The sequence below is a fragment of the Bradyrhizobium sp. BRP22 genome (assembly GCF_020194175.1).
Lineage (GTDB): Bacteria > Pseudomonadota > Alphaproteobacteria > Rhizobiales > Xanthobacteraceae > Bradyrhizobium.
This window is the reverse complement of record NZ_JADYVX010000004.1, coordinates 17,571-39,064: the sequence shown is the minus strand read 5'-3', so window position 1 is coordinate 39,064 and position 21,494 is coordinate 17,571. Positions and strand designations below refer to the sequence as shown.

Here is a 21,494-nt window from a genome sequence, read left to right as displayed (position 1 = left end):
CTACGTGCGACGTTGGCCGCGCATCCACAATGCAAACGCGATCAACACCGCCAGGGCGAGCGTGAACCAGGTGATGGCGTATTGCATGTGGTCGTCCTTGAGATTGACCTTCAGCGGACCGGGCCTCGGAATGCCGCTGTCGGGTACGGGCGACTCCAGGTCGATGTAGAACGGCGCGATGGACTTGCCCTCGCCCCAGCCGAGCGCGGTTGCCATCGCGAGATGGTTGCGGACGAACCACAGGCGTTTTGCCGGATTTTCCTTCGGCGTCAGCGAGCCGGCGTTCTCGGGAAAGCGGAGATAGCCGGAGAGCTTGACCGGTTCGCCCGTGATCAGCGGCGCGATCGCGCGACCCTCTTGCGCACGATCCTGCATCGTGTTCTGCACAAAGCCGGCATTGACCACGACGGTCTCACCGCTCGGCAGGCGGGCCGGCAGAAACGCCCAGGTGCCGGGACCGGAAATGTCGTCGCGGACGCCCGAGCCGGAGCTGAACACCATCGCATCCGGCAGCTTCGCATAAGTCGCCGTAAAAGTGACGCGGCGGAATTCGGCGCTCACCGGGCGGAGCGCGGCCCATTGCGACGGCTCCGGCAGCGCTTCGGGGGCAGCCGCCAGGCGCTCGTTGAGAGCCGCGATCAGCGCATGCTTCTCGGCCCGGCGCTGCAATTGCCAGATCCCGAGGCCCGTGAACACGACTACGAGGATCAACGTGAAAATGCCGAAGCCGGCGGCGCCGCGCCGGCGCGAAGATGGTTCAGTCATTTCTTCTCGCGCTTGATCAGCCGGCCCTCCGCCGCCTTGTGGTGGAACTGGAGTGCGATCAGAAGCGATTTCATCGAACGCAGCGGCAGCAAAGTGGTGACGACGATCAAGGGCAGCCAGAGCGCCGCATGCACCCAGAACGGCGGCTGGTACTTGACCTCCACGATCAGGGCGCAGGCCACAACGATCGCGCCGGCCAGCATGATGATGAAGATCGCCGGCCCGTCACCGGAATCGATGAAGGCATAATCCAGCCCGCAACTCTCGCAGCGCGGGGCGAGCGTGAGGAAGCCCGCATAGAGCTTGCCCTTGCCGCAGCGCGGACAGCGGCAGGCGATGCCGCGGAGCGCGCTCTCGGTGACCGTCGGGGGAGTGTCGGCTGGCATGGGCGGTTTGGTCTTCACTTCCACAAAGCAAAGGGGCGGCCGATCGGGCCGCCCCTTGTAGCACGTCGCGGCAGGCTAGTGCGCGGCATGCGCCATGGTTTCGGCGCCGCGGCCCCACACGTAGATGCAGATGAACAGGAACAGCCAAACCACGTCGACGAAGTGCCAGTACCAGGCGGCGAACTCGAAGCCGAGGTGCTGCTTCGGCGTGAAGTGGCCGGCATAGGCGCGGAACAGGCAGACCAGGAGGAAGATGGTGCCGATGATCACATGGGCGCCGTGGAAGCCGGTCGCCATGAAGAACACGGAGCCGTAGACGTTGCCGCCGAACGAGAAGGTTGCATGGGCGTATTCGTAGGCCTGCACACAGGTGAAGGCCGCGCCGAGCAGCACGGTGAGGATCAGGCCGTATTTGAGGCCCTGACGATCGTTCTCGAGCAGCGCATGGTGGGCCCAGGTCACCGTGGTGCCCGACGTGAGCAGCAGCAGCGTGTTGAGCAGCGGCAGGTGCCAGGGATCGAAGGTCTCGATGCCCTTCGGCGGCCAGGTGCCAGGCACCGCGCAGGCGCCCATCTGGGTGCCCGGGCCGCAACCGAAGATCGCGTCGCGGGCGGCATGGACCGGATCGGCCGGGAACAGCGCGGCGTTGAAGAACGCCCAGAACCAGGCGACGAAGAACATCACCTCGGAGGCGATGAACAGGATCATGCCGTAGCGGTGATGCAACTGCACGACGCGGGTGTGGTCACCCTTGTACTGGGCCTCGCGGATCACATCGCCCCACCAGCTCGCCATGGTGTAGAGCACGCCGATCACGCCGATGCCGAACACGATCGGCGCGCCCGTGAACATGTGGTGCATCCAGCCGATGGCGCCGAAACACATGATGAAGGCCGAGATCGAGCCGACCACCGGCCACGGGCTCGGATCGACGAGGTGGTAATCGTGGTGCTTGACGTGCGCCTCAGCCATTACAGTCTCTCCGTTCGCGTGCCGTCAGGCACGTATTCGTTTCACAAATTCAAAGATTGCCCTTGCGCCTGTCCGATTCGCCGGAAGCCACGGGCTTCGGAACCGGATCGCGCACGGAATAGAAGGTGTAGGACAGGGTGATCGATTTCAGGCTGTCGTTCTCGCGGTCGGCGGCCAGCGCCGGATCGACATAGAACACCACCGGCATCTCGCGCTTCTCGCCCGGCGCCATGGTCTGTTCGGTGAAGCAGAAGCAATTGATCTTCTGGAAATAGGCCCCGACCGTCAGCGGCGCCACGTTATAGGCCGCCTGGGCCGTCGTGGTCCGCGCCGACTGGTTGGTGACGGTGTAGAAGACAGTGACGACTTCACCGATCTTGACCTCGATCTCGTTCTGCTCAGGCTCGAACTTCCAGGGCAGGCCCGGCGCGACATTGGCATCGAAGCGAACCTCGATCTTGCGCGCGAGCGGACCATCCGTCGGCGCCGAGGTCGCGACCTGGGTGGTGCCGTTGAAGCCGGTGGCGCGGCAGAACCAGTTGTAGAAGGGCACGGCCGCATAGGACGCGCCGACCATCAGCACGACGACGAAGCCACAGATCGAGGCAATCACCGCGTCACGCGTCAGCCTACGGTGCGACGCCTTTTGGTGCGTGCCGGACTGGTTGGGCGTGGTGGTCTCTTGCGCCATCTCGATCACACCTCAGATCGGCCGCACCAGAACGGCCGGGCCTTTGACCAGGGTGACCGCGAAGAACAGCAGGACCAGCACGCCGAGCGCGAGCGCAATGGCAATCGAGCGGTGGCGGCGGCTCCTGAGCTGCGCCTCGGTAAGGACAATTCCTTGCTCGCGTTTGTCATCCATTGCCTGCGCATGCGCTCCCTACCCGACCCATGATGCAACGGTGCGGAAGGCAACCTCGATCAGCAAGGTCGCGAACAGCGCGAACAGATAGAGGATGGAGAAAGCAAACAATCTGCGGCAGGCGCGATTGGCTTCCGCGCGCTCGCGGCGGCGATAGACGTCAACCGCGAGCCACAGCATTCCCGCCCCAAGCAGGAGCGAAGCCACACCATAGACCGCATCGAAATAACCGAGCGGCCACGGCGCCACCGCGATCGCAACGAGCACGATCGTGTAAAGCAGGATCTGCAGCCGCGTGGCGTCCGGACCGGCAACCACCGGCAGCATCGGCACACCGGCGCGGGCGTAGTCGTCGCTGCGGAACAGCGCGAGCGCCCAGAAATGCGGCGGGGTCCAGAAGAAGATGATCAGGAACAACAGCACCGGCTCGACCGACAACGAGCCGGTCGCCGCCGCCCAGGCCACCACGGGCGGCAAGGCGCCGGCGGCGCCGCCGATCACGATGTTCTGCGCGGTCCAGCGCTTCAGCCACATCGTGTAGATCACCACGTAGAAAAAGATCGTGAATGCCAGCAGCGCGCCCGCAAGCCAGTTGACGAGGATGCCGAGCGTCATCACCGAGAAGAACGCCAGCGTCAGGCCGAAGGCGGTGGCTTCTCCACTTGTGATGCGGCCGCGCGGGATCGGCCGATTGGCGGTGCGCGTCATCAGCGCGTCGATATCGCCTTCATAGGCCATGTTCAGCGCGCCGGAGGCGCCGGCGCCAACCGCGATGCAGAGGATCGAGGTGAAGGCCAGCACCGGATGGACGTGCCCCGGCGCCATCATCAGGCCGACCAGCGCGGTGAAGATCACCAGCGACATCACCCGCGGCTTCAAAAGCGCGATGTAGTCGCCGACCTCGGCCTCGGAGATCCGCGGCAGTTCGATGGCGTTGTGATCGACAACCGACACGATGGTCTCGTTTCCCTAAAGCAAACCAGAGAGCGCGACGCGCCCATGAAGGGCGCGTCGCTGTTTCTTGACTACTGCACCCGCGGCAGCACTTCGAACTGGTGGAAGGGCGGCGGCGACGACAGCGTCCATTCCAGCGTGGTGGCGCCGGCACCCCACGGGTTGGCAGCCGCCTGCTCCTTGCGGACGAAGGCATCGATCACGCCGTAGATGAAGATCAAGACGCCGAAGCCCGAGATGTAGGAGCCGACCGAGGAGACCAGGTTCCAGCCGGCGAACGCGTCCGGATAGTCGACATAGCGCCGCGGCATGCCGGAGAGACCAAGGAAGTGCTGCGGGAAGAACACCAGGTTCACGCCGATAAAGGTGAACCAGAAGTGCAGCTTGCCGATGGTCTCGTTGTACATGTAGCCGAACATCTTCGGGAACCAGTAGTACCAGCCCGCGAAGATCGCGAACACGGCGCCGAGCGACAGCACGTAATGGAAGTGGGCCACCACGTAGTAGGTGTCCTGCAGCACGCGGTCGACGCCGGCATTCGCCAGCACGACGCCGGTGACGCCGCCGACCGTGAACAGGAAGATGAAGCCGATCGCCCAGATCATCGGCACCTTGAACTCGATCGAACCGCCCCACATCGTGGCGATCCAGGAGAAGATCTTCACGCCGGTTGGCACCGCGATCACCATGGTGGCGGCGACGAAATAGGCCTGCGTCGCGCTCGACATGCCGACCGTGTACATGTGGTGCGCCCACACCACGAAGCCGATGCCGCCGATCGCGACCATCGCATAGGCCATGCCCAGATAGCCGAATACCGGCTTGCGCGAGAAGGTCGACACGATCTGGCTGATCATGCCGAAGCCCGGCAGGATCAGGATGTACACTTCCGGATGACCGAAGAACCAGAACAGGTGCTGGAACAGCACCGGATCGCCGCCTGCGTCGGGGGCGAAGAAGGCGGTGCCGAAGTTGCGATCGGTGAGCAGCATGGTGATGGCGCCGGCGAGCACCGGCAGCGACAGCAGGAGCAGGAACACCGTCACCAGGATCGACCACACGAACAGCGGCATCTTGTGCAGCGTCATGCCCGGCGCACGCATGTTGAAGATTGTGGTGATGAAGTTGATGGCGCCGAGGATCGAGGAGGCGCCGGCCAAATGGAGCGACAGGATCGCGAAATCGACCGCCGGTCCGGGATGGCCCGAGGTCGACAGCGGCGCGTAGATGGTCCAGCCGGCGCCGACGCCGTTGGCGCCGGGCTCGCCCTCGACGAAAGTCGAGATGAGCAGCAGCGCAAAAGAGGCCGGCAGCAGCCAGAACGAGATGTTGTTCATGCGCGGGAACGCCATGTCGGGCGCGCCGATCATCAGCGGCACGAACCAGTTGCCGAACCCGCCGATCATCGCCGGCATGACCATGAAGAAGATCATGATCAGGCCGTGCGAGGTCACGAACACATTGTACGTGTGGGACTCGTGGAAGATCTGCACGCCCGGATACATCAGCTCGGCGCGGATCGCGATCGACATCGCAGCGCCGATGATGCCCGCAATGACCGCGAAGATAAGGTACATCGTGCCGATGTCCTTATGGTTCGTCGAGTAGAGATAGCGGCGCCATCCGGTCGGATGGCCGTGATCATCATGGGCGTGATCGTGTGTCGCTGCGCCTGTTGCCATGTCCTAGATCCTTAAGCCAAGTCCCTTTTGGACCTTTGCGGTCCTATCGCCCTTATTCCGATGCGCGAAGCCCGCCCCTCGGGGCTTGCAGCTACTGCGCCGCCTGACCAACCGAGGCGTATGTACCCGCCGGGTTGCTGGCAAATTTCTTCTTTGCGGCGTCCACCCAGCTTGCGAACTCCTGATCGTCCACAACGCGCACCGCAATCGGCATGAACGCATGATCCTTGCCGCACAGTTCGGAGCACTGGCCGTAATACATGCCGGTCTTGGTGGCCTTGAACCAGGTCTCGTTCAGACGGCCCGGGATCGAGTCGATCTTGATGCCGAAGGCCGGCACCGCAAACGAATGGATAACGTCTGCACCAGTGGTCTGGATCCGGATCACCTTGTTGACCGGCACCACCATCTCGTTGTCGACACCGAGCAGTCGCGGCTGCTTGTCCTGGGCAAGCAGCGAGTCGAATTCGAACTTGCCGTTATCGGGATAGGCGTAAGACCAGTACCACTGCTTGCCCGTAACCTTCACGGTCAGATCCGCCTTCGGCACGTCGAGCTGCAGGAACAGGAGGCGGAACGAGGGCACCGCGATGCAGACCAGGATCAGCACCGGAACCAGCGTCCAGGCGACCTCGATCAGCGTGTTGTGTGTGGTCCTTGAGGGGACCGGATTGGCGCGCGCGTTGAACTTCATCACCACGATGACCAGCAGCGCCAGCACGAACAGCGTGATCAGCGTGATGATCACGAGCAGGAAGTTGTGAAACCAGACGATGTTCTCCATCACCGGGGAGCCCGCCTGCTGCAGCGTGGTCTCCCACGGCGCCGGCTGCCCCAATTCGGCGAATGCCGTCCCGCCGGTCGCGAGCGCCATGCCCGCCACCGCACCTCCCAGCAACCGCCGGCCAATCAGGCCCATCGACATCCTCATGCCGTTCGCGCTCCCTATGATTTATCCCCAAACATCCCCACCAGATGGCGAAGATGCAGCACGATCCGCCCTGACAAACGGCCTGCCGGACGTACCTTCGTAAAGCACGGGGGCCAAATCGTTAGAACGCGTCGAAATCCAGCCTCTCAAACCATAATTCGCAGGCGCTCGCAATGCAGTAGTAGGGCCCCAAGCCATGCGCGCTCGGCTATTCCCGTGATGTGACATTTTCTCGATAAATCAGGCAATAGCGCCGCTTCTGCAGGCCACGCCGCTTGACAGGGCGAATGCCGGATGTACCCACAGGCTGGGCGCTCCACAGGAACCTGATTCGCTCGAAGAGCCCCCACCACGGCGCGAGATTTGCTTGAGGATCGCCTTCAAGGCGCCGTCATTGCGGTATCAGTCGCTTTGCGTGCCGCCGGCAGCCGGACAATGCACCGGCCCTTGGCCGGCGAAACCAGCCCGGCATGGCCGGACATCAAAGGATCGACCCGGATGGGCGCTTCGAAACATCACAGCGGACGTAGCTGGAGTGCCGGCAACTGGCTGGGCGGCCTGCTGGCGCTCGCGTTCACGTTGAGCCTGGCCCAGGCGGCCCACGCCCAGGGTGCGGTGCGCTCGGTCCACGGCGACTGGCAGATCCGCTGCGACACCCCGCCGGGCGCCCAGAACGAGCAATGCGCCCTGATCCAGAGCGTGGTCGCCGAGGACCGTTCCAATGCCGGCCTGACCGTGATCGTGCTGAAGACCGCCGACCAGAAGAGCCGCCTGATGCGGGTGGTTGCTCCGCTCGGCGTCCTGCTTCCCTCCGGCCTCGGCCTCAAGCTCGACAATCAGGACGTCGGCCGCGCCGGTTTCGTCCGCTGCCTGCCCAACGGCTGCGTCGCCGAGGTCGTGATGGACGACAAGCTGCTCGGTCAGCTCAGGACCGCCAAGACCGCGACGTTCATCATCTTCGAGACGCCCGAAGAGGGTATCGGCTTTCCGCTCAGCCTGAACGGGCTCGGCGAGGGGTATGACAAGTTGCCGTGAGGCAACCTCTCCCGAATTGCTGCAACAGCGCCTATCTTGATCCATGCTGTCCCGGCCAGGCCAAAACATGAACGGGATTTAATTGCGTTGAATTCGGAGTCGTCATGACCAGTCCCGCCACAACCTCCCTGCTCGACCGTGCCAAGCTCGATCGCGATGCTGTCCGCCGCGAGGTGGCGCGGGGGCTTGCCGGGGCGGATGACGGCGAATTGTTCCTGGAATTCGGGCAGACCGAAGCCCTGGTGTTCGACAATGGGCGGCTGAAGCAGGCGACCTACGACACCAGCCAGGGGTTCGGCCTGCGCGCCGTGAAGGACGATGCGGTCGGCTACGCGCATTCCTCCGACGTGTCGCTGCCGGCGCTGATTCGCGCCGCCGACGCGGTCGCTGCGGTGCGCGGCGGCTATTCCGGCAGCTTTGCCGCGGCGCCCGCGCACACCAATGTGAAGCTCTATGGCGACGAGAACCCGCTGGATGCGCCGGGCTTCGAGGCCAAGGTCAAGCTGCTCGGCGAGATCGATGCCTATGTCCGCGACAAGGATCCGCGGGTGCGTCAGGTCTCCGCGAGCCTGACTGCGACCTGGCAGGTGGTTGAGATCGTCCGGCCGGACGGCGAGAGCTATCGCGACATCCGGCCGCTGGTGCGGGTCAACATCTCCGTGGTCGCGGGCCAGGGCGACCGGCAGGAGAGCGGCAGCAAGGGCTATGGCGGCCGCGAAGGCTACGCCCGTTTCATCGAGACCAAGGCCTGGCGCGACGCAGCCGACGGCGCGCTGCGCGAGGCGCTGGTCAACCTGGAATCGGTACCGGCGCCGGCCGGCGAGATGGACGTGGTGCTGGGCGCTGGCTGGCCCGGCGTGATGCTGCATGAAGCCGTCGGTCACGGGCTCGAGGGCGATTTCAACCGCAAGAAGACCTCGGCCTTCGCAGGCCTGATGGGCCAGCAGGTCGCCGCCAAAGGCGTTACCGTGGTCGATGACGGCACCATGGCCTCGCGCCGCGGCTCGCTCTCGATCGACGACGAGGGCACGCCGACCAACCGCACCGTGCTGATCGAGGATGGCATCCTGGTCGGCTATATGCAGGACCGCCAGAACGCGCGGCTCATGAACATGAAGCCGACCGGCAATGGCCGGCGGCAGAGCTACGCCCATGTGCCGATGCCACGCATGACCAACACCTATATGCTGGCGGGCAACAGCGATCCCGCCGAGATCCTTGCCTCGGTGAAGAACGGCATTTACGCCGCGAATTTCGGCGGCGGCCAAGTCGACATCACCTCGGGCAAATATGTGTTCCAGTGCACCGAGGCCTACAAGATCGAGAACGGCAAGCTGGGCGCCCCGCTGAAGGGCGCAATGCTGATCGGCAACGGGCCGACCGACCTCAACCGCATCACCATGATCGGCAACGATCTCGCGCTCGACACCGGCATCGGCACCTGCGGCAAGAACGGCCAAGGCGTGCCCGTCGGAGTGGGTCAGCCGACGCTGCGCATGGAGCGGATCACCGTGGGAGGAACCGGCTAGTGAGCAACAACGAAGTGGCGGTCAGCAAGCCGACAAGCTGGCGTTCGCAAGCAGCCCAACTCGCGGCGATCGTCGCTGTCGTGTTCCTCGCCAAGGGCGCGATCGCCGAGCCGTTCTACGTGCCGTCGGGCTCGATGGAGCCGACGCTCTTGATCGGCGATGCGCTGGTCGCGTCGAAATATCCTTACGGTTACGGCACGGCCTCGCTACCGATCCAGATCACGCTGCCGGAGACGAGCGGTCGGCTGTTCGGAGAGCCGCCGAAGCGCGGCGACGTCGTGGTGTTCCGCTGGCCGGGCGACCGTTCGCAGGCTTGGGTCAAACGCGTGGTCGGCCTGCCCGGCGATCGCATCCAGATGCGGCAGGGGCAGCTCTTCATCAACGACCATCCCGCGACGTTGAAGCCCGACGGCATCGGTGAAGCCGAGGACGACCGCGGCAACAGCGAAACCGCCTATCGCTACATCGAGACGCTGCCGAACGGCGTCAGCCACGCGATCTTCAAGATGCGCGACAATGGCCGTCTCGACAACACGCCTGAGGTCACCGTGCCGTCGGGAGAACTGTTCGTGCTCGGCGACAACAGGGACAATTCCGCCGACAGCCGCGTCTCGGTGCGCGACGGCGGCGTCGGCCTGTTGCCGATCGACAATCTGATCGGCCGCGCCGACGCCGTGGTCGGGTCCTGGGACATGGGCATGCGCAGCCAGCCGGTCTGGACCTGGCCGTCGGGATTCCGGTTCGCGCGGTTCTTTACGTCGGTGCACTGATCTGTCGACCCTCATGGTGAGGAGCACGTCTTCGCGCGTCTTGAACCATGAGGCCCTGATCTCGCCCGCGGCCCATCCTTCGAGACGCCGCTTCGCGGCTCCTCAGGATGAGGAATCGAGTGTGAGGCTCACGAAGTGACCTTCGACGACGTCAGGAAAATCGCGCTGGCGTGGCCGGAGGTCGAGGACGGCACCTCCTACGGCACACCGGCATTGAAAGTGCGCAAGAAGATGCTCGCGCGCCTGAAGGAAGACGGCGACAGTCTGGTTATGCCCGGCGTTCCGCAGGACGAACGCGAGATGCTGGTCGAGAGCCGGCCGAAGCTGTTCTACTTCACCGATCATTATCGCGACTATCCGATCATCCTGATCCGCCTGTCGAAGGCGAGCCGCAGCATCGTCGAGCCGCTGTTGCGCCGCCACTGGCGCACGCTGGCGTCGAAGGCTGCGGTGAAAGCATATGACCAGGGATGAATTCCTCGCAGCAGTGCTGCGCAATCCCGCCAATACCACCATCGCCAACGAGTTGCTGCGGCTGGCACTGCCCGACGCGTGGCTCGTGGCGGGCTGCCTGTCGCAGACGGTCTGGAACGTGAAGACCCATCGTGCGGTCGATCACGGCATCAGCGATTACGACATTTTCTACTTCGATCCCGATACTTCCTGGGAGGCCGAAGACCGGATCATCAAACGTGTGCATGATGCGGTTGGCCATCTCGGCGTTGCCATCGAAGTGCGCAACCAGGCGCGCGTCCACCTCTGGTATCCCGAAAAGCACGGCCTGCCCTATCCGCCGTTGACGCGCTCGGCCGATGGCATCGACCGCTTTCTCACGAAGAACACCCAGATCGGAATCCGCCGAACGGTCGAAGGCTATGACGTCTACGCGCCCGACGGATTCGATGACGTCGCCGACATGATCGTACGGCCAAATCCGGGACCGAATTTTTCCGCAGCGAATTACGAGAAGAAGGCGGCGAGGTGGAAAGCGCTGTGGCCGGAGATTAAGGTATTGCGGGCTGATGATGCCTCCCGTCGTTGCAAGGAGCGATAGCGACCAAGCAATCCATGCCTCAGCACGTGGAGACATGGATTGCTTGGCTTCGCTCGCAATGACGGCAGCGGGCGCACTCGCCTGTTACCGCACCACGCCCGAGGAGAATCCCGCCTTCCGCCGCGGCGGCTTGATCTCCTTCTTTAGGAAGCAATGCGGTTCGCGCCCAGCATAGCCGGGGCGCGCAAAGGTCCAGGCACGGCATTTGTTGTCGGCGGCACACGCGGCCTTGCAGACTTCGTCGCCCTCGCCCGGCTTCAAGTCGAAATTCCTGTAATCGCCGCCGAAGCGATCGATCGAGGTTTCGACCGTGCCGTTGCGCGGCTCGACGACGCCGGCACCGCGCACGCCTGAAACGCAACAATTATTCTGCGCGCGCGGCGGCACGCTGTTCTTGAGCCAACAGATCGCGCCCGCCGTGATGTCGGTCGGATAGTTGAAGCTCCAGGCGCGGCAGCGGCGATCGCGCTCGCACACCAGCGCGCAATCGGCGGGGTCGCCCGAGGCTACCGGCGAACTCAGGTAATCTCCGCCGGGGCGATCGAAGTTGACCTGCGCCAGCGCTGGCCGCGACGTCGCCACGCCCGCCAACAAGGCGAACGTCACCACACACGCCCAGACGAGGCGGCCAATTCTCATATCCAACGCTTTCGACTGTCCCCCCGCGCTTACCGCGGGCGGGCATTTGAGCGCCGCCAACCTGTACGCCGGATGAACGGCTCAAAAATGCGGCAAGCTGGCACACCAGTTGTGGAGACCGCCGGGCCGCGATCAGCGTAAACGCCATGCCCGCAAAGAAGATGCATCAAAACAAGCGGATAGGCCACGATGGCGCTAGAGCGTTTTCGAGCGAAGTGGATACCGGTTCGCGTGAAGAAAACGCGTCAAAACAAGAATCTAGAGCTTCGGTTCTGATTCAATCAGAACCGAAAATGCTCTAGAACGCGCATTCGCTATAGGCCGCCTCGACCGAGCCGTTCCAGGCGCCGTTGAACTTGTCCAGCAGTTCTTCCGCCGGCGTCCGGCCACAGTCGATGATCCGCTCCAGCGGCTCGAGATAGCGGCTCTCGTCGCGGCCGATATGGTCGATACGGTTACGCCGCCGCAACCCGGCATGCGACAGTTTGAGACACTCTTTGGCGATCTCGAAGAGATAGCGATCCTTGACCCGCGCCTTGAAGCCGAACCGTGGCACGTCGTCGCGCAGCGCCTGCCGCTCCTGCGCGGTCCAGTTCCGCACCAGATCCCAGGCGGCATCGAGCGTATCGTTGTCGTAGAGCAGCCCGACCCAGAATGCCGGCAAGGCCGGCAGCCGGCCCCATGGCGCGCCATCGGCACCGCGCATTTCCAGATAACGTTTGAGCCGCACTTCCGGAAAGATCGTCGAGAGGTGATTGGCCCAGTCCGACAGAGTCGGGCGCTCGCCGGGCAGCGCAGGATTCTTGCCCGCGAAGAAATCGCGGAACGAGGTGCCGGAAACGTCGACATACTCCTCGCCGCGCTTGATGAAATACATCGGCACGTCGAGGGCATAATCGACCCAGCGCTCGAATCCCATGCCGTCCTCGAACGCCCATGGCAGCATGCCGGAGCGCGCATTGTCGGTGTCGCGCCAGATCTCGGATCGGAACGACAGGAAACCGTTGGGCCTGCCTTCCGTGAACGGCGAGTTGGCGAACATCGCGGTCGCGACCGGCTGCAAGGCGATCGACACCCGCAGCTTTTTCACCATGTCGGCTTCCGAGGAGAAGTCGAGATTGGTCTGCACCGTGCAGGTACGGTACATCATGTCGAGGCCGTATTTGCCGACCTTCGGCATGTAGCCGGTCATGATCTTGTAGCGGCCCTTGGGCATCACCGGAATCTGCGCCCGTGACCAGGACGGCGTCATGCCGAGGCCGAGGAAGCCGATACCGAGCGGGGTGGCGATCTCGCGCACCTGCGCAAGATGCGCCATCAGTTCGCTCTGGGTCTGATGCACGGTCTCGACCGGGGCGCCCGACAATTCGAACTGGCCGCCCGGCTCGAGCGAGATCGCGCCGCCGCCGGTGACGTCATAGAGGCCGATGATGTTGCCGCGCTCCATGATCGGCTCCCAGCCGAGCAGCAGCTTCATGCCTTCGAGCAGCGCGCCGATGCCGCGCGCGCCTTCATACGGCACGGGCTGATGGCCCTGCAGCGTGAACGGCGTCTTCTCGTGCTCGGTCCCGATCCGGAAATCGGCAGGATCCTTCACGCCCGACTCGAGCCACGCGACCAGTTCGTCGCGCGATTGGAGTGGCGTCATATCGATCTGGTCACGCGCCATACGAATTCCGATACTGAAGCGCTTCGATCGAATGCGCGCGGTGGCAGGGGCATCCGCGAACCGGGCGGCCCGCGGATGCTGGTGGCAACAATGATATCATCGGGCAGTCACGCCGTCTCTTATCGCAGGCGATCTGGCGTCGCCGCAGGAACATCCCAACCGATCCAGGAGCGCGCAGAGCTTGACGGCGTCGGCATCCGACAGCTTCGAGCCGACATGCTTCTCGATCGCCGCGGAATAGGCGCCCCACATCCGCTTCTGCAATTCGCGTCCCGCCTCGGTAATCTCGACGAACTGGCCGCGCTTGTCGACCTTGCACTCGCGCCGGGCCGCCAGCCCCTCGTCCACCAGGCGGTCGATCAGCCGCGACGTCGAATATTGCGGCAGCAGCATCTGCCGTTCCAACTCCACCGGCCGCAGCTCGCCCGAAGGCGCCCGCGACAGCTCGAGCAGGGCATCGTACCAGGCGAGCGGCGGAAAGCCCGCCTTCTTCAGATCCTGCTCCACGGCGTCGAGCACCCGGCTCTGCACCCGCATCAGGCGGATCCAGGCGGCGGTCGCCTCGGTCGATGGTTTGCGTTTCATGGCCCAGTCCGTCTTCGTCGGCACGAAGTGTACCGTACTGAATGCAGCTGCATCAATCTTGACTATTCATGCAAGTGCATTTAGTCGGTCCGACGCCCGAGACCAACAGTAAAAAAGGCCGACAATAAAATGGCCAACAATAATTCGACAGGAGAGCTCTGATGAAACTGTACTATTCGCCCGGCGCCTGCTCGCTTTCACCCCACATCGCGCTGCTGGAGGCCGGCCTGCCCTACGAGCTGGTCAGGGTCGATGTGCGCGCCAAGAAGCTGGAAAATGGCGACGATTTCCTGAAAGTGAACCCCAAGGGCCAGGTGCCGGCCCTGGCGCTCGATTCCGGCGAACTGGTCACCGAGGGTCCCGTGATCGTCCAGATGATCGCCGACCACGCCGCAGGCAAGAACCTGGCGCCGGCCCACGGCAGCGCCGAGCGCTACAAGCTGCTCGAGTGGCTCAATTTCATCACCAGCGAGCTGCACAAGAATTTCAGCCCGCTGTTCGCGCCGGTGCTGTCCGACGACACCAAGGCCTTCTTCAGGGATCGACTGACGGGCAAGTTCAAATATATCGACAGCCAGCTTGCCGGGCGCGACTACCTCCTCGGCAACCAGTTCACCGTCGCCGACGGCTACCTGTTCACGATGCTGGCCTGGGCCGACCGGATGAAGTTCGACCTGTCGGGGCTGCCCAACCTCACCGCCTACAAGGCCCGCGTCGGTGCCCGGCCGAAAGTGCAGGAAGCGCTGACCAAGGAAGGGCTGCTGAAGGCGGCGTGAACCCGCTTCTCCTTCCACCTGAAGGGGGAAGGTCGGGATGGGGGGTCAAGCCACGGGCGCTGGCGTTGATGGAGAGACTGATCCCCACCCGGGTTGCGCGAAACGCGCAAACCGCCCCCTTTTTCAAGGGGGAGTGAAGAGCGACTTCACTCCGCCGCCTCGGCGACCGGCTTCTTGGGCGGGAAGCGGCCGTAGAAGGTCTCGCCCTTGGCTGCCATTTCGACCAGCAGCTTCGGCGGAGTGAAGCGGGAGCCGTATTTGGCCTCGAATTTGTGGCACAGCTCGACGAACTTCTTGGTACCCATGAAGTCGATATAGGACAGCGTGCCGCCGGTGAACGGCGCGAAGCCGAACCCCAGGATCGAGCCGACGTCGGCCTCGCGGACGTCGGTGATGACGTGATCCTCCACCGTGCGCGCGGCTTCGACCGCCTGCACCACCAGGAAGCGCTGCTTCAACTCCTCGACATCAAGCGTATCCGGATCGAGGTGCTTCGGCTGCAACTCAGCGAGCCCAGGCCACAGGCTCTTCTGGCCCTTGCCCTTCTCCGGATAGTCATAGAAGCCCTTGCCGTTCTTGCGGCCGAAGCGGCCCTGCTTCTCGACCAGCTCCACCATCAGCTTCTTGTGGTCCTGGTTGATGGCGTTGGGTCCGAGATCGGCTTCCGTCGCCTTCATGATCTTCAGGCCGAGGTCGAGCGCGACCTCGTCCGACAGCGACAGCGGCCCGACCGGCATGCCGGCCATCTTGGCGGCGTTCTCGATCATCGCCGGCGGCACGCCTTCGAGGAACATCTCGTTGCCTTCCGCAATGTAGCGCATCACGCAGCGGTTGGCGAAGAAGCCGCGGGAATCATTGACGACGATCGGCGTCTTGCCGATGGCGCGGACGTAATCCAGGGCCGTGGCAAGGGCGATGTCGCCGGTGTTCTTGCCGAGGATGATCTCGACCAGCATCATCTTCTCAACCGGCGAGAAGAAGTGGATGCCGATGAACTTGCCCTGGTCCTTGAACTCCTCGGCCAGCGAATTGATCGGCAGCGTCGAGGTGTTGGAGGCGAAGATCGCGTCGGCCTTCAGTAATGGCTGCGCCTTGGCATACGTGTCGGCCTTGACCTTGCGGTCCTCGAACACCGCCTCGATGATGAGGTCGCAATCCTTCAACGCGTTGTAGTCGGCGGTCGCGGTGATGCGCGAGAGCAGCGTATCGCGCTCGGCCTCCTTCGCCCGGCCCTTCGCGATCAGGCCATCGATCACGCCCTTGGCGTGCGCCTTGCCCTTGTCGGCGCTTTCCTGGTCGCGGTCGATCAGAACCACATCGATGCCGGCCTTGGCCGAGACGTAGCCGACGCTGGCGCCCATGAAGCCGGCGCCGATCACGGCGAGCTTCTTGATCTTGGTCGGCGGCACGCCTGCCGGACGGCGCGCGCCCTTGTTCAATTCCTGCATCGACAGGAACAGCGAGCGGATCATCGCCGCCGCTTCCTTGGAGCGCAGGATCTGCGTGAAATAGCGGGACTCGACGCGGAGCGCGGCGTCGATCGGCAACTGCAGGCCTTCGTAGACGCAGCTCATGATGGCGCGCGCGGCCGGATAATTGTCGTAGGTCTCGCGGCGGTAGATCGCATTGCCCGCCGGGAACATCTGCATGCCCATTTTCGAGAAGACGGGACCGCCGGGCAGCTTGAAGCCCTTCTCGTCCCATGGCGCGACCGCCTTGCCGCCGCCCTTGATCCAGTCCTTCGCGGCCTTGATCAGTTCGCCTGGCGGCACGATGGCGTGGATCAGGTTGAGCTGCTTGGCCCTTGCGAGGTTGACCGCTTCGCCCTTCAACAAAAGCTGCATCGCGTCCTGCGGCGGCACGATGCGCGGCACGCGCTGGGTGCCGCCGGCGCCGGGGAACAGGCCGACCTTGATCTCCGGCAGCCCGAGCCGGGTCTTCGGATTCTCGGCCGCGACGCGATAGTGGCAGGACAGCGTGATCTCGAAGCCGCCGCCGAGCGCGAGCCCATTGATCGCGGCGACCCACGGCTTGCCTGAAGTTTCGATCGAGCGGAACACCTGCGAGAAACGGCGGCTCTGGTCGAACAGCACCTGGTTGGCCGCGACCTCGCCCTTCTCCTGCAAGAGTTGCGCATAGGTGCGGCTCATGCCCTCGAGCATCGAGAGGTCGGCGCCGGCGCAGAAGGCGTCCTTGCTCGAGGTGATGACGACGCCCTTGATGGCGGCATCCGCCGTGGTCTGCCTGACGATCTCCTCGAGCTCGAGGACCGAGGTTTCGTCCAGCACGTTCATCGAACGTCCCGGAATGTCCCAGGTGACGACCGCAATGCCGTCGGCGTCGGTTTCGAATTTGAAATTCTTGAAGGCCATGTTGATCGCTCCTCAGCCTTAAACCCGCTCGATGATCGTCGCGGTGCCCATGCCGCCGCCGATGCACAAGGTCACCAGCGCGGTCGACTTGTCGGTGCGCTCGAGCTCGTCGAGCACGGTCCCCAGGATCATCGCGCCGGTCGCGCCAAGCGGATGTCCGAGCGCGATCGCGCCGCCATTGACGTTGATCTTGGCGTTGTCGATGTCGAAGGCCTGGATGTAGCGCAGCACCACCGAGGCGAAGGCTTCGTTCAGCTCGAACAGATCGATGTCCGACTTCTTCATGCCGGAGCGGGCGAACAGCTTCTCGGTGACGTCGACCGGCCCGGTCAGCATCATCGCCGGCTCCGAGCCGATATTGGCAAACGCGCGGATTTTCGCCCGCGGCTTCAAGCCGTGCTTGGCGCCCGCCTCCTTGCTGCCAAGCAGCACCGCGCCGGCGCCGTCGACGATGCCGGAGGAATTGCCGGCGTGGTGCACGTAATTGACCTTCTCGATCTCCGGATGCGACTGCACCGCCACCGCATCGAAGCCTGCCATCGCGGCCATCGCCGCAAAGGACGGTTGCAGTTGCGCCAGCGACTGCATCGTGGTGGTGGGCCGCATATGCTCGTCTTTGGCGAGGATGGTGAGGCCGTTGATGTCCTTCACCGGCACGACCGATTTGTCGAAGCGGCCTTCGTCCCAGGCTCTGGCCGCACGCTGCTGGCTCTGCACGGCATAGGCGTCGACATCGTCACGGGAGAAGCCGTATTTGGTCGCGATCAGGTCGGCCGAGACGCCCTGCGGCATGAAATAGGCGGGCACCGCCATCGAGGGATCCATCGGCCAGGCGCCGCCGGAAGCGCCGATGCCGACCCGGCTCATCGACTCGGCGCCGCCGCCGATCACCAGGTCATGCTGCCCGCTCATGATCTGGGCGGCGGCAAAGTTCACGGCATCGAGGCCGGAAGCGCAGAAGCGGCTGATCTGCACGCCCGGCACCTTCTCGCCGAGGCCGGCCTTCAGCGCCGCGAAGCGGGCCATGTCGGAGCCGGCTTCGCCGACGGGATCGACAATGCCGAGTACGACGTCGTCGACGACGTCTTCGGCAATGTTGTTGCGCTCCTTCAGCGCCTTCAAGGGCGCGGTGGCGAGCGCCAGCGCAGTGACTTCGTGCAACGCGCCGTCGGGCTTGCCGCGGCCGCGCGGGGTGCGAACGTGATCGTAGATATATGCCTCAGGCATGAAGCCCTCCTTATATGAGGATCATAATATATAGCCGAGCCGGCCGAAGTCGCGAAGAGGCCACGGAAGTTTGTTCAAAACGCTTCCGCTGCCAATTCCATGGTAGTCGCGCTGCCGCTCTGGATACGCGCAAGGTGCACCGCCGTCTCCGGCAAGAGCTTCTCCATGAAGAAGCGGCCGGTCACGAGCTTGGTCGAGAGGTAAGGCGTTGCGCCGCCGGCGGCGATCTTGTCCTGCGTCACCTTCGCCATCCGCGCCCACATGTAGCCGAGCGCGACCAAGCCGAACAATTTCATGTAATCGGTGGCAGCGGCGCCGGCATTATCAGGTTTCGTCATGGCGTTCTGCATCAGCCAGCCGGTCGCCTGCTGCAGATGGCCGAGTGCGGCGGACAGCGGCGTAATGAACGGCTTCATGGCCTCGTCCGCGCCATGCTCCTTGGCGTAGGCGCCGACTTCGCCGAAGAACCCCATCACTGCGCGGCCGCCGTCGCGCGGCAGCTTGCGGCCGACGAGATCGAGAGCCTGGATGCCGTTGGCGCCCTCATAGATCATGGAGATGCGGGCGTCGCGCACGAACTGCTCCATGCCCTGCTCGGCGATATAGCCATGGCCGCCATACATCTGCTGCGCCAGCACGGTGTTGGCGAAGCCGGTATCGGTGAGCACGCCTTTCAGCACGGGCGTCATCAGGCCCATATGGTCGTCGGCTTCCTGCCGGTCCTTGGGATCGTTGGAACGATGGGCGACGTCGCTCTTCAGCGCGGTCCAGATCACCATGGCGCGCGCGGCCTCGTTGAAGGCGCGGATGGTCAAGAGCGTGCGGCGGACGTCGGGATGCACGATGATCGGGTCGGCCGGCTTGTCCGCCTCCTTCGCGCCGGTCAGCGCACGACCCTGCAGGCGCTCGCGCGCATAGGCCACCGCGTTCTGGTAGGCGACCTCGGACTGCGCAAGGCCCTGCACGGCGACGCCAAGCCGGGCCTCATTCATCATCACGAACATGCCCTGCATGCCCTTGTTCTCCTGGCCGATCAGCCAGCCGGTGGCATTGTCGTAATTCATCACGCAGGTGGAATTGCCGTGAATGCCCATCTTGTGCTCGATCGAGCCGCAGACGACGCCGTTGCGCTCACCCAGCGAACCGTCGGCATTGACCAGGAATTTCGGCACCACGAAGAGCGAGACGCCCTTGATGCCGGCCGGCGCGCCTTCGATGCGCGCAAGCACGAGATGGATGATGTTCTCAGTGAGGTCGTGCTCGCCGGCGGAGATGAAGATCTTGGTGCCCGTGATCTTGAAGCTGCCGTCGGTCTGCCTCACTGCCTTGGTCCGCAACAGGCCTAGATCGGTGCCGCAATGCGGCTCGGTGAGGTTCATGGTGCCGGTCCATTCGCCCGCCACCATTTTCGGCACGTAGGTCTTCTTCTGCTCGTCCGTGCCGTGCACCAATAGCGCCGCGGTCGCCCCCATGGTGAGCCCGCCATACATGGAGAACGCCATGTTGGCCGAGATCTGGAATTCGTTGACCGCCTGGCTCAGCGTCACCGGCAGGCCCTGCCCACCATATTCCGTCGGCGCCGAGAGTCCGAGCCAGCCGCCTTCGGCCACCTGCTTGAAGGCTTCCTTGAAACCCTTCGGCGTCGTCACCGAGCCGTCATCGTGGCGTTTGCAGCCTTCGAGGTCGCCGACCCGGTTGAGCGGCTGCAGCACTTCTTCGGAAAGCTTCGCCGCCTCGCCCAAAATCGCTTCGCGCACGTCGGCCGAGGCGTCGGTGAAACCGGGCAGATTGTCGTAGCGGTCGATCTGGAAGACGTCGTTGAGCAGGAAACTCACGTCTTCGACTGGGGCTTTGTAGATCGGCATGCTGTACTCCGGCAGACAGTTTTTGAATTTGGCGCCGCAGGCAAAATCCTTGCGGCGCTGCGACCACTAAAGGTTCCCGAAGCAGACCTTAGACCTTTCGGTGTTCCGGGAAAGCGATTATCGGGATTAGGACTGCGACTTGGCGGCGCTGGCTTCGCCCTGCTGCCGCAGCAGCTCTTCTCCCATCAGCTGATGCAGCAGGTTGACCGCCTTCAGCGGGCGCACCATCACCTTGAAATGGGTGATCCGCCCCTCCGCATCGAAGGTGATGATGTCGACACCGTTGATCTTGATGCCGTCGATTTCGTTCTCGAATTCGAGCACCACGCCGTTGTCGCTGCGCCATTCCCCGCGATAAACGAAGCCGGCGCCACCCAGCACCTTTTCCGCGCTCGACAGATATTTGAAGGTGATGTCGCGCCCGCGCTGCGGCGTATGCACGACCGGGCTTTCGAACACGGCGTCGGGGTGAAGCAGATCCCAGAGCGCTGCGCGATCATGGTACTTCATATAAGCGTACCACTTGTCGAGGCCGGTCATTGTCAAAGACGTCTCCTCTTGGCGGAACGTGCAATGGCCCGATCTTGGCGGGCCCGTTAAGTCCTGACCGCTATATGCACATTGACGCATATGCGCCTATGTGCATAAAGTCAAGGATGGTCGAGGAGGTAAAAGAGGAGTGGCGACCGGTGGCGCTGGGTGATGCGATCCTCGCATGTCTGACCGAACGTCCGATGACGGGCTACGAGCTCGCCAAGACGTTTGACGCCTCCATCGGCTTCTTCTGGAAGGCCGACCATCAGCAGATCTATCGCGAGCTTTCCAAGCTGCGCGACCGTGGCCATGTCCAGGCCCGCGAGGTCGTCCAGTCGGGCAAGCCCAACAAGCTGGTCTACACGCTGACCCCTGAAGGCAAGGCCGCGCTGCGGCACTGGGCGGCGCGGCCAAGCGTGCCGGCGTCGATCAAGGACGATCTCCTGGTACGACTCTACGCGCTCGACAGCGTCGATATCGAACCGCTGCGCACCGACCTGATGGCGCGATTGGAACACCACCGCGACCGCTACGAGCGCTACGAGCGCCTGCTCAACAAGCGCTTCCCGCAAGGTGTGGCCTCGCCCGCCGATATGGGCAAGTTGCTCGGCCTTCGCATCGGCCTTCGCCATGAACGCGTCGTGGCGGAATGGTGCGAAGAGGCGATCGAGGCGCTCTCCGCTCTGTCCAACCGGGCGGGCGTTCAGCCGCTCAAGGCGAGCCAAGGCGACGACAAAGCATAAGGAACCACCTCAACTCCGCGTCGTCCGATGCGGGTTCCGCGCAAAGGTAACTTTAGAGCCCGGCGGCGCCATTCCTTAACCCGTTCTTTACCCTAACGCGAAAAAGTCGACGTCTGAGGCAGACGCCCCGCGCGGAATTCG

General features: G+C 63.8%; 22 protein-coding genes. 7 read left to right on the top strand and 15 right to left on the bottom strand.

What is annotated here, in order from left to right:
- The 8 genes from I6F35_RS06870 to coxB form a co-directional block, all read right to left on the bottom strand.
- Complete coding sequence (locus I6F35_RS06870) at positions 1 to 765, bottom strand: SURF1 family cytochrome oxidase biogenesis protein (protein ID WP_225116904.1); 765 nt, start codon at positions 763 to 765, stop codon at positions 1 to 3.
- On the bottom strand, positions 762 to 1,151 hold the full coding sequence (locus I6F35_RS06865; RefSeq protein WP_225116903.1) for a DUF983 domain-containing protein: 390 nt from the start codon (positions 1,149 to 1,151) through the stop codon (positions 762 to 764). The genes I6F35_RS06870 and I6F35_RS06865 overlap by 4 nt, the downstream gene beginning before the upstream one ends.
- Before the next feature lie 75 nt (positions 1,152 to 1,226).
- Entirely contained in the window at positions 1,227 to 2,123 is an 897-nt protein-coding gene (locus I6F35_RS06860; protein ID WP_225116902.1) for a cytochrome c oxidase subunit 3, read from the bottom strand.
- 49 nt (positions 2,124 to 2,172) lie between these two features.
- Positions 2,173 to 2,814, bottom strand: coding sequence for a cytochrome c oxidase assembly protein (locus tag I6F35_RS06855; RefSeq protein WP_225116901.1), 642 nt, complete (start codon positions 2,812 to 2,814; stop codon positions 2,173 to 2,175).
- Positions 2,815 to 2,826: 12 nt separating this feature from the next.
- Positions 2,827 to 2,988 (bottom strand): CoxF protein, encoded by a 162-nt coding sequence (locus I6F35_RS06850; protein ID WP_225116900.1) that lies wholly within the window; start codon positions 2,986 to 2,988, stop codon positions 2,827 to 2,829.
- An 18-nt stretch (positions 2,989 to 3,006) separates the two neighbouring features.
- On the bottom strand, positions 3,007 to 3,942 hold the full coding sequence (locus tag I6F35_RS06845) for a heme o synthase (RefSeq protein ID WP_225116899.1): 936 nt from the start codon (positions 3,940 to 3,942) through the stop codon (positions 3,007 to 3,009).
- Positions 3,943 to 4,013: 71 nt separating this feature from the next.
- Positions 4,014 to 5,624 (bottom strand): cytochrome c oxidase subunit I, encoded by a 1,611-nt coding sequence (ctaD, locus tag I6F35_RS06840; RefSeq protein ID WP_225116898.1) that lies wholly within the window; start codon positions 5,622 to 5,624, stop codon positions 4,014 to 4,016.
- 91 nt (positions 5,625 to 5,715) lie between these two features.
- A complete protein-coding gene (gene coxB / locus I6F35_RS06835) occupies positions 5,716 to 6,555 on the bottom strand; it encodes a cytochrome c oxidase subunit II (RefSeq protein WP_225116897.1) in 840 nt (279 codons plus the stop codon).
- Positions 6,556 to 7,053: 498 nt separating this feature from the next.
- Between coxB and I6F35_RS06830 the strand changes: the two genes are divergently transcribed.
- The 5 genes from I6F35_RS06830 (at position 7,054) to I6F35_RS06810 (ending at position 10,943) form a co-directional block, all read left to right on the top strand.
- A complete protein-coding gene (locus tag I6F35_RS06830) occupies positions 7,054 to 7,590 on the top strand; it encodes an invasion associated locus B family protein (RefSeq protein ID WP_225116896.1) in 537 nt (178 codons plus the stop codon).
- 104 nt (positions 7,591 to 7,694) lie between these two features.
- Complete coding sequence (gene tldD / locus I6F35_RS06825; protein WP_225116895.1) at positions 7,695 to 9,119, top strand: metalloprotease TldD; 1,425 nt, start codon at positions 7,695 to 7,697, stop codon at positions 9,117 to 9,119.
- A complete protein-coding gene (gene lepB / locus I6F35_RS06820) occupies positions 9,119 to 9,889 on the top strand; it encodes a signal peptidase I (RefSeq protein ID WP_225116894.1) in 771 nt (256 codons plus the stop codon). Before tldD ends, lepB begins: the two co-directional genes overlap by 1 nt.
- 135 nt (positions 9,890 to 10,024) lie before the next feature.
- The gene (locus I6F35_RS06815; RefSeq protein WP_225116893.1) at positions 10,025 to 10,363 is read left to right on the top strand and encodes an MmcQ/YjbR family DNA-binding protein; all 339 of its coding nucleotides are present in this window, start codon (positions 10,025 to 10,027) and stop codon (positions 10,361 to 10,363) included.
- Positions 10,350 to 10,943, top strand: a complete 594-nt coding sequence (locus I6F35_RS06810) for a nucleotidyltransferase family protein (protein ID WP_225116892.1) — start codon at positions 10,350 to 10,352, stop codon at positions 10,941 to 10,943. Before I6F35_RS06815 ends, I6F35_RS06810 begins: the two co-directional genes overlap by 14 nt.
- An 84-nt stretch (positions 10,944 to 11,027) precedes the next feature.
- Here I6F35_RS06810 and I6F35_RS06805 read toward each other — a convergent pair whose 3' ends face one another.
- The 3 genes from I6F35_RS06805 to I6F35_RS06795 all read right to left on the bottom strand — a co-directional run bounded on the left by I6F35_RS06805 (position 11,028) and on the right by I6F35_RS06795 (position 13,836).
- Complete coding sequence (locus I6F35_RS06805) at positions 11,028 to 11,582, bottom strand: PAN domain-containing protein (protein WP_225117185.1); 555 nt, start codon at positions 11,580 to 11,582, stop codon at positions 11,028 to 11,030.
- 298 nt (positions 11,583 to 11,880) lie between these two features.
- Positions 11,881 to 13,251 (bottom strand): glutamate--cysteine ligase, encoded by a 1,371-nt coding sequence (locus I6F35_RS06800; protein WP_225116891.1) that lies wholly within the window; start codon positions 13,249 to 13,251, stop codon positions 11,881 to 11,883.
- 96 nt (positions 13,252 to 13,347) lie between these two features.
- The gene (locus I6F35_RS06795; RefSeq protein ID WP_225116890.1) at positions 13,348 to 13,836 is read right to left on the bottom strand and encodes a MarR family winged helix-turn-helix transcriptional regulator; all 489 of its coding nucleotides are present in this window, start codon (positions 13,834 to 13,836) and stop codon (positions 13,348 to 13,350) included.
- A gap of 161 nt (positions 13,837 to 13,997) precedes the next feature.
- On the opposite strand from I6F35_RS06795, the gene gstA reads away from it, so the two are divergent.
- Entirely contained in the window at positions 13,998 to 14,612 is a 615-nt protein-coding gene (gene gstA, locus I6F35_RS06790; RefSeq protein ID WP_225116889.1) for a glutathione transferase GstA, read from the top strand.
- A gap of 146 nt (positions 14,613 to 14,758) precedes the next feature.
- On the opposite strand, the gene I6F35_RS06785 is transcribed toward gstA, so the two are convergent.
- From I6F35_RS06785 to I6F35_RS06770, 4 genes are all read right to left on the bottom strand, one after another.
- The gene (locus I6F35_RS06785) at positions 14,759 to 16,984 is read right to left on the bottom strand and encodes an FAD-dependent oxidoreductase (RefSeq protein ID WP_225116888.1); all 2,226 of its coding nucleotides are present in this window, start codon (positions 16,982 to 16,984) and stop codon (positions 14,759 to 14,761) included.
- Between the two features lie 18 nt (positions 16,985 to 17,002).
- Positions 17,003 to 18,211, bottom strand: a complete 1,209-nt coding sequence (locus I6F35_RS06780) for an acetyl-CoA C-acetyltransferase (protein WP_225116887.1) — start codon at positions 18,209 to 18,211, stop codon at positions 17,003 to 17,005.
- Positions 18,212 to 18,285: 74 nt separating this feature from the next.
- Positions 18,286 to 20,076 (bottom strand): acyl-CoA dehydrogenase C-terminal domain-containing protein, encoded by a 1,791-nt coding sequence (locus tag I6F35_RS06775; RefSeq protein ID WP_225116886.1) that lies wholly within the window; start codon positions 20,074 to 20,076, stop codon positions 18,286 to 18,288.
- A 126-nt stretch (positions 20,077 to 20,202) separates the two neighbouring features.
- Positions 20,203 to 20,616, bottom strand: a complete 414-nt coding sequence (locus I6F35_RS06770; RefSeq protein WP_225116885.1) for a nuclear transport factor 2 family protein — start codon at positions 20,614 to 20,616, stop codon at positions 20,203 to 20,205.
- 149 nt (positions 20,617 to 20,765) lie between these two features.
- Between I6F35_RS06770 and I6F35_RS06765 the strand changes: the two genes are divergently transcribed.
- The gene (locus I6F35_RS06765) at positions 20,766 to 21,353 is read left to right on the top strand and encodes a PadR family transcriptional regulator (protein ID WP_225117184.1); all 588 of its coding nucleotides are present in this window, start codon (positions 20,766 to 20,768) and stop codon (positions 21,351 to 21,353) included.
- Positions 21,354 to 21,494 lie beyond the last annotated feature (141 nt).

Excerpts from the sequence above, each read along its gene's own strand:
- I6F35_RS06850 (WP_225116900.1), bottom strand. The coding sequence starts at position 2,988 with ATGGATGACAAACGCGAGCAAGGAATTGTCCTTACCGAGGCGCAGCTC.
- I6F35_RS06865 (WP_225116903.1), bottom strand. The coding sequence starts at position 1,151 with ATGCCAGCCGACACTCCCCCGACGGTCACCGAGAGCGCGCTCCGCGGC.
- I6F35_RS06810 (WP_225116892.1), top strand. The coding sequence starts at position 10,350 with ATGACCAGGGATGAATTCCTCGCAGCAGTGCTGCGCAATCCCGCCAAT.
- I6F35_RS06830 (WP_225116896.1), top strand. The coding sequence starts at position 7,054 with ATGGGCGCTTCGAAACATCACAGCGGACGTAGCTGGAGTGCCGGCAAC.
- ctaD (WP_225116898.1), bottom strand. The coding sequence starts at position 5,624 with ATGGCAACAGGCGCAGCGACACACGATCACGCCCATGATGATCACGGC.
- I6F35_RS06795 (WP_225116890.1), bottom strand. The coding sequence starts at position 13,836 with ATGAAACGCAAACCATCGACCGAGGCGACCGCCGCCTGGATCCGCCTG.
- I6F35_RS06780 (WP_225116887.1), bottom strand. The coding sequence starts at position 18,211 with ATGCCTGAGGCATATATCTACGATCACGTTCGCACCCCGCGCGGCCGC.
- I6F35_RS06770 (WP_225116885.1), bottom strand. The coding sequence starts at position 20,616 with ATGACCGGCCTCGACAAGTGGTACGCTTATATGAAGTACCATGATCGC.
- I6F35_RS06870 (WP_225116904.1), bottom strand. The coding sequence starts at position 765 with ATGACTGAACCATCTTCGCGCCGGCGCGGCGCCGCCGGCTTCGGCATT.
- I6F35_RS06860 (WP_225116902.1), bottom strand. The coding sequence starts at position 2,123 with ATGGCTGAGGCGCACGTCAAGCACCACGATTACCACCTCGTCGATCCG.
- tldD (WP_225116895.1), top strand. The coding sequence starts at position 7,695 with ATGACCAGTCCCGCCACAACCTCCCTGCTCGACCGTGCCAAGCTCGAT.
- I6F35_RS06800 (WP_225116891.1), bottom strand. The coding sequence starts at position 13,251 with ATGGCGCGTGACCAGATCGATATGACGCCACTCCAATCGCGCGACGAA.
- I6F35_RS06855 (WP_225116901.1), bottom strand. The coding sequence starts at position 2,814 with ATGGCGCAAGAGACCACCACGCCCAACCAGTCCGGCACGCACCAAAAG.
- I6F35_RS06805 (WP_225117185.1), bottom strand. The coding sequence starts at position 11,582 with ATGAGAATTGGCCGCCTCGTCTGGGCGTGTGTGGTGACGTTCGCCTTG.
- gstA (WP_225116889.1), top strand. The coding sequence starts at position 13,998 with ATGAAACTGTACTATTCGCCCGGCGCCTGCTCGCTTTCACCCCACATC.
- coxB (WP_225116897.1), bottom strand. The coding sequence starts at position 6,555 with ATGAGGATGTCGATGGGCCTGATTGGCCGGCGGTTGCTGGGAGGTGCG.
- I6F35_RS06775 (WP_225116886.1), bottom strand. The coding sequence starts at position 20,076 with ATGCCGATCTACAAAGCCCCAGTCGAAGACGTGAGTTTCCTGCTCAAC.
- I6F35_RS06785 (WP_225116888.1), bottom strand. The coding sequence starts at position 16,984 with ATGGCCTTCAAGAATTTCAAATTCGAAACCGACGCCGACGGCATTGCG.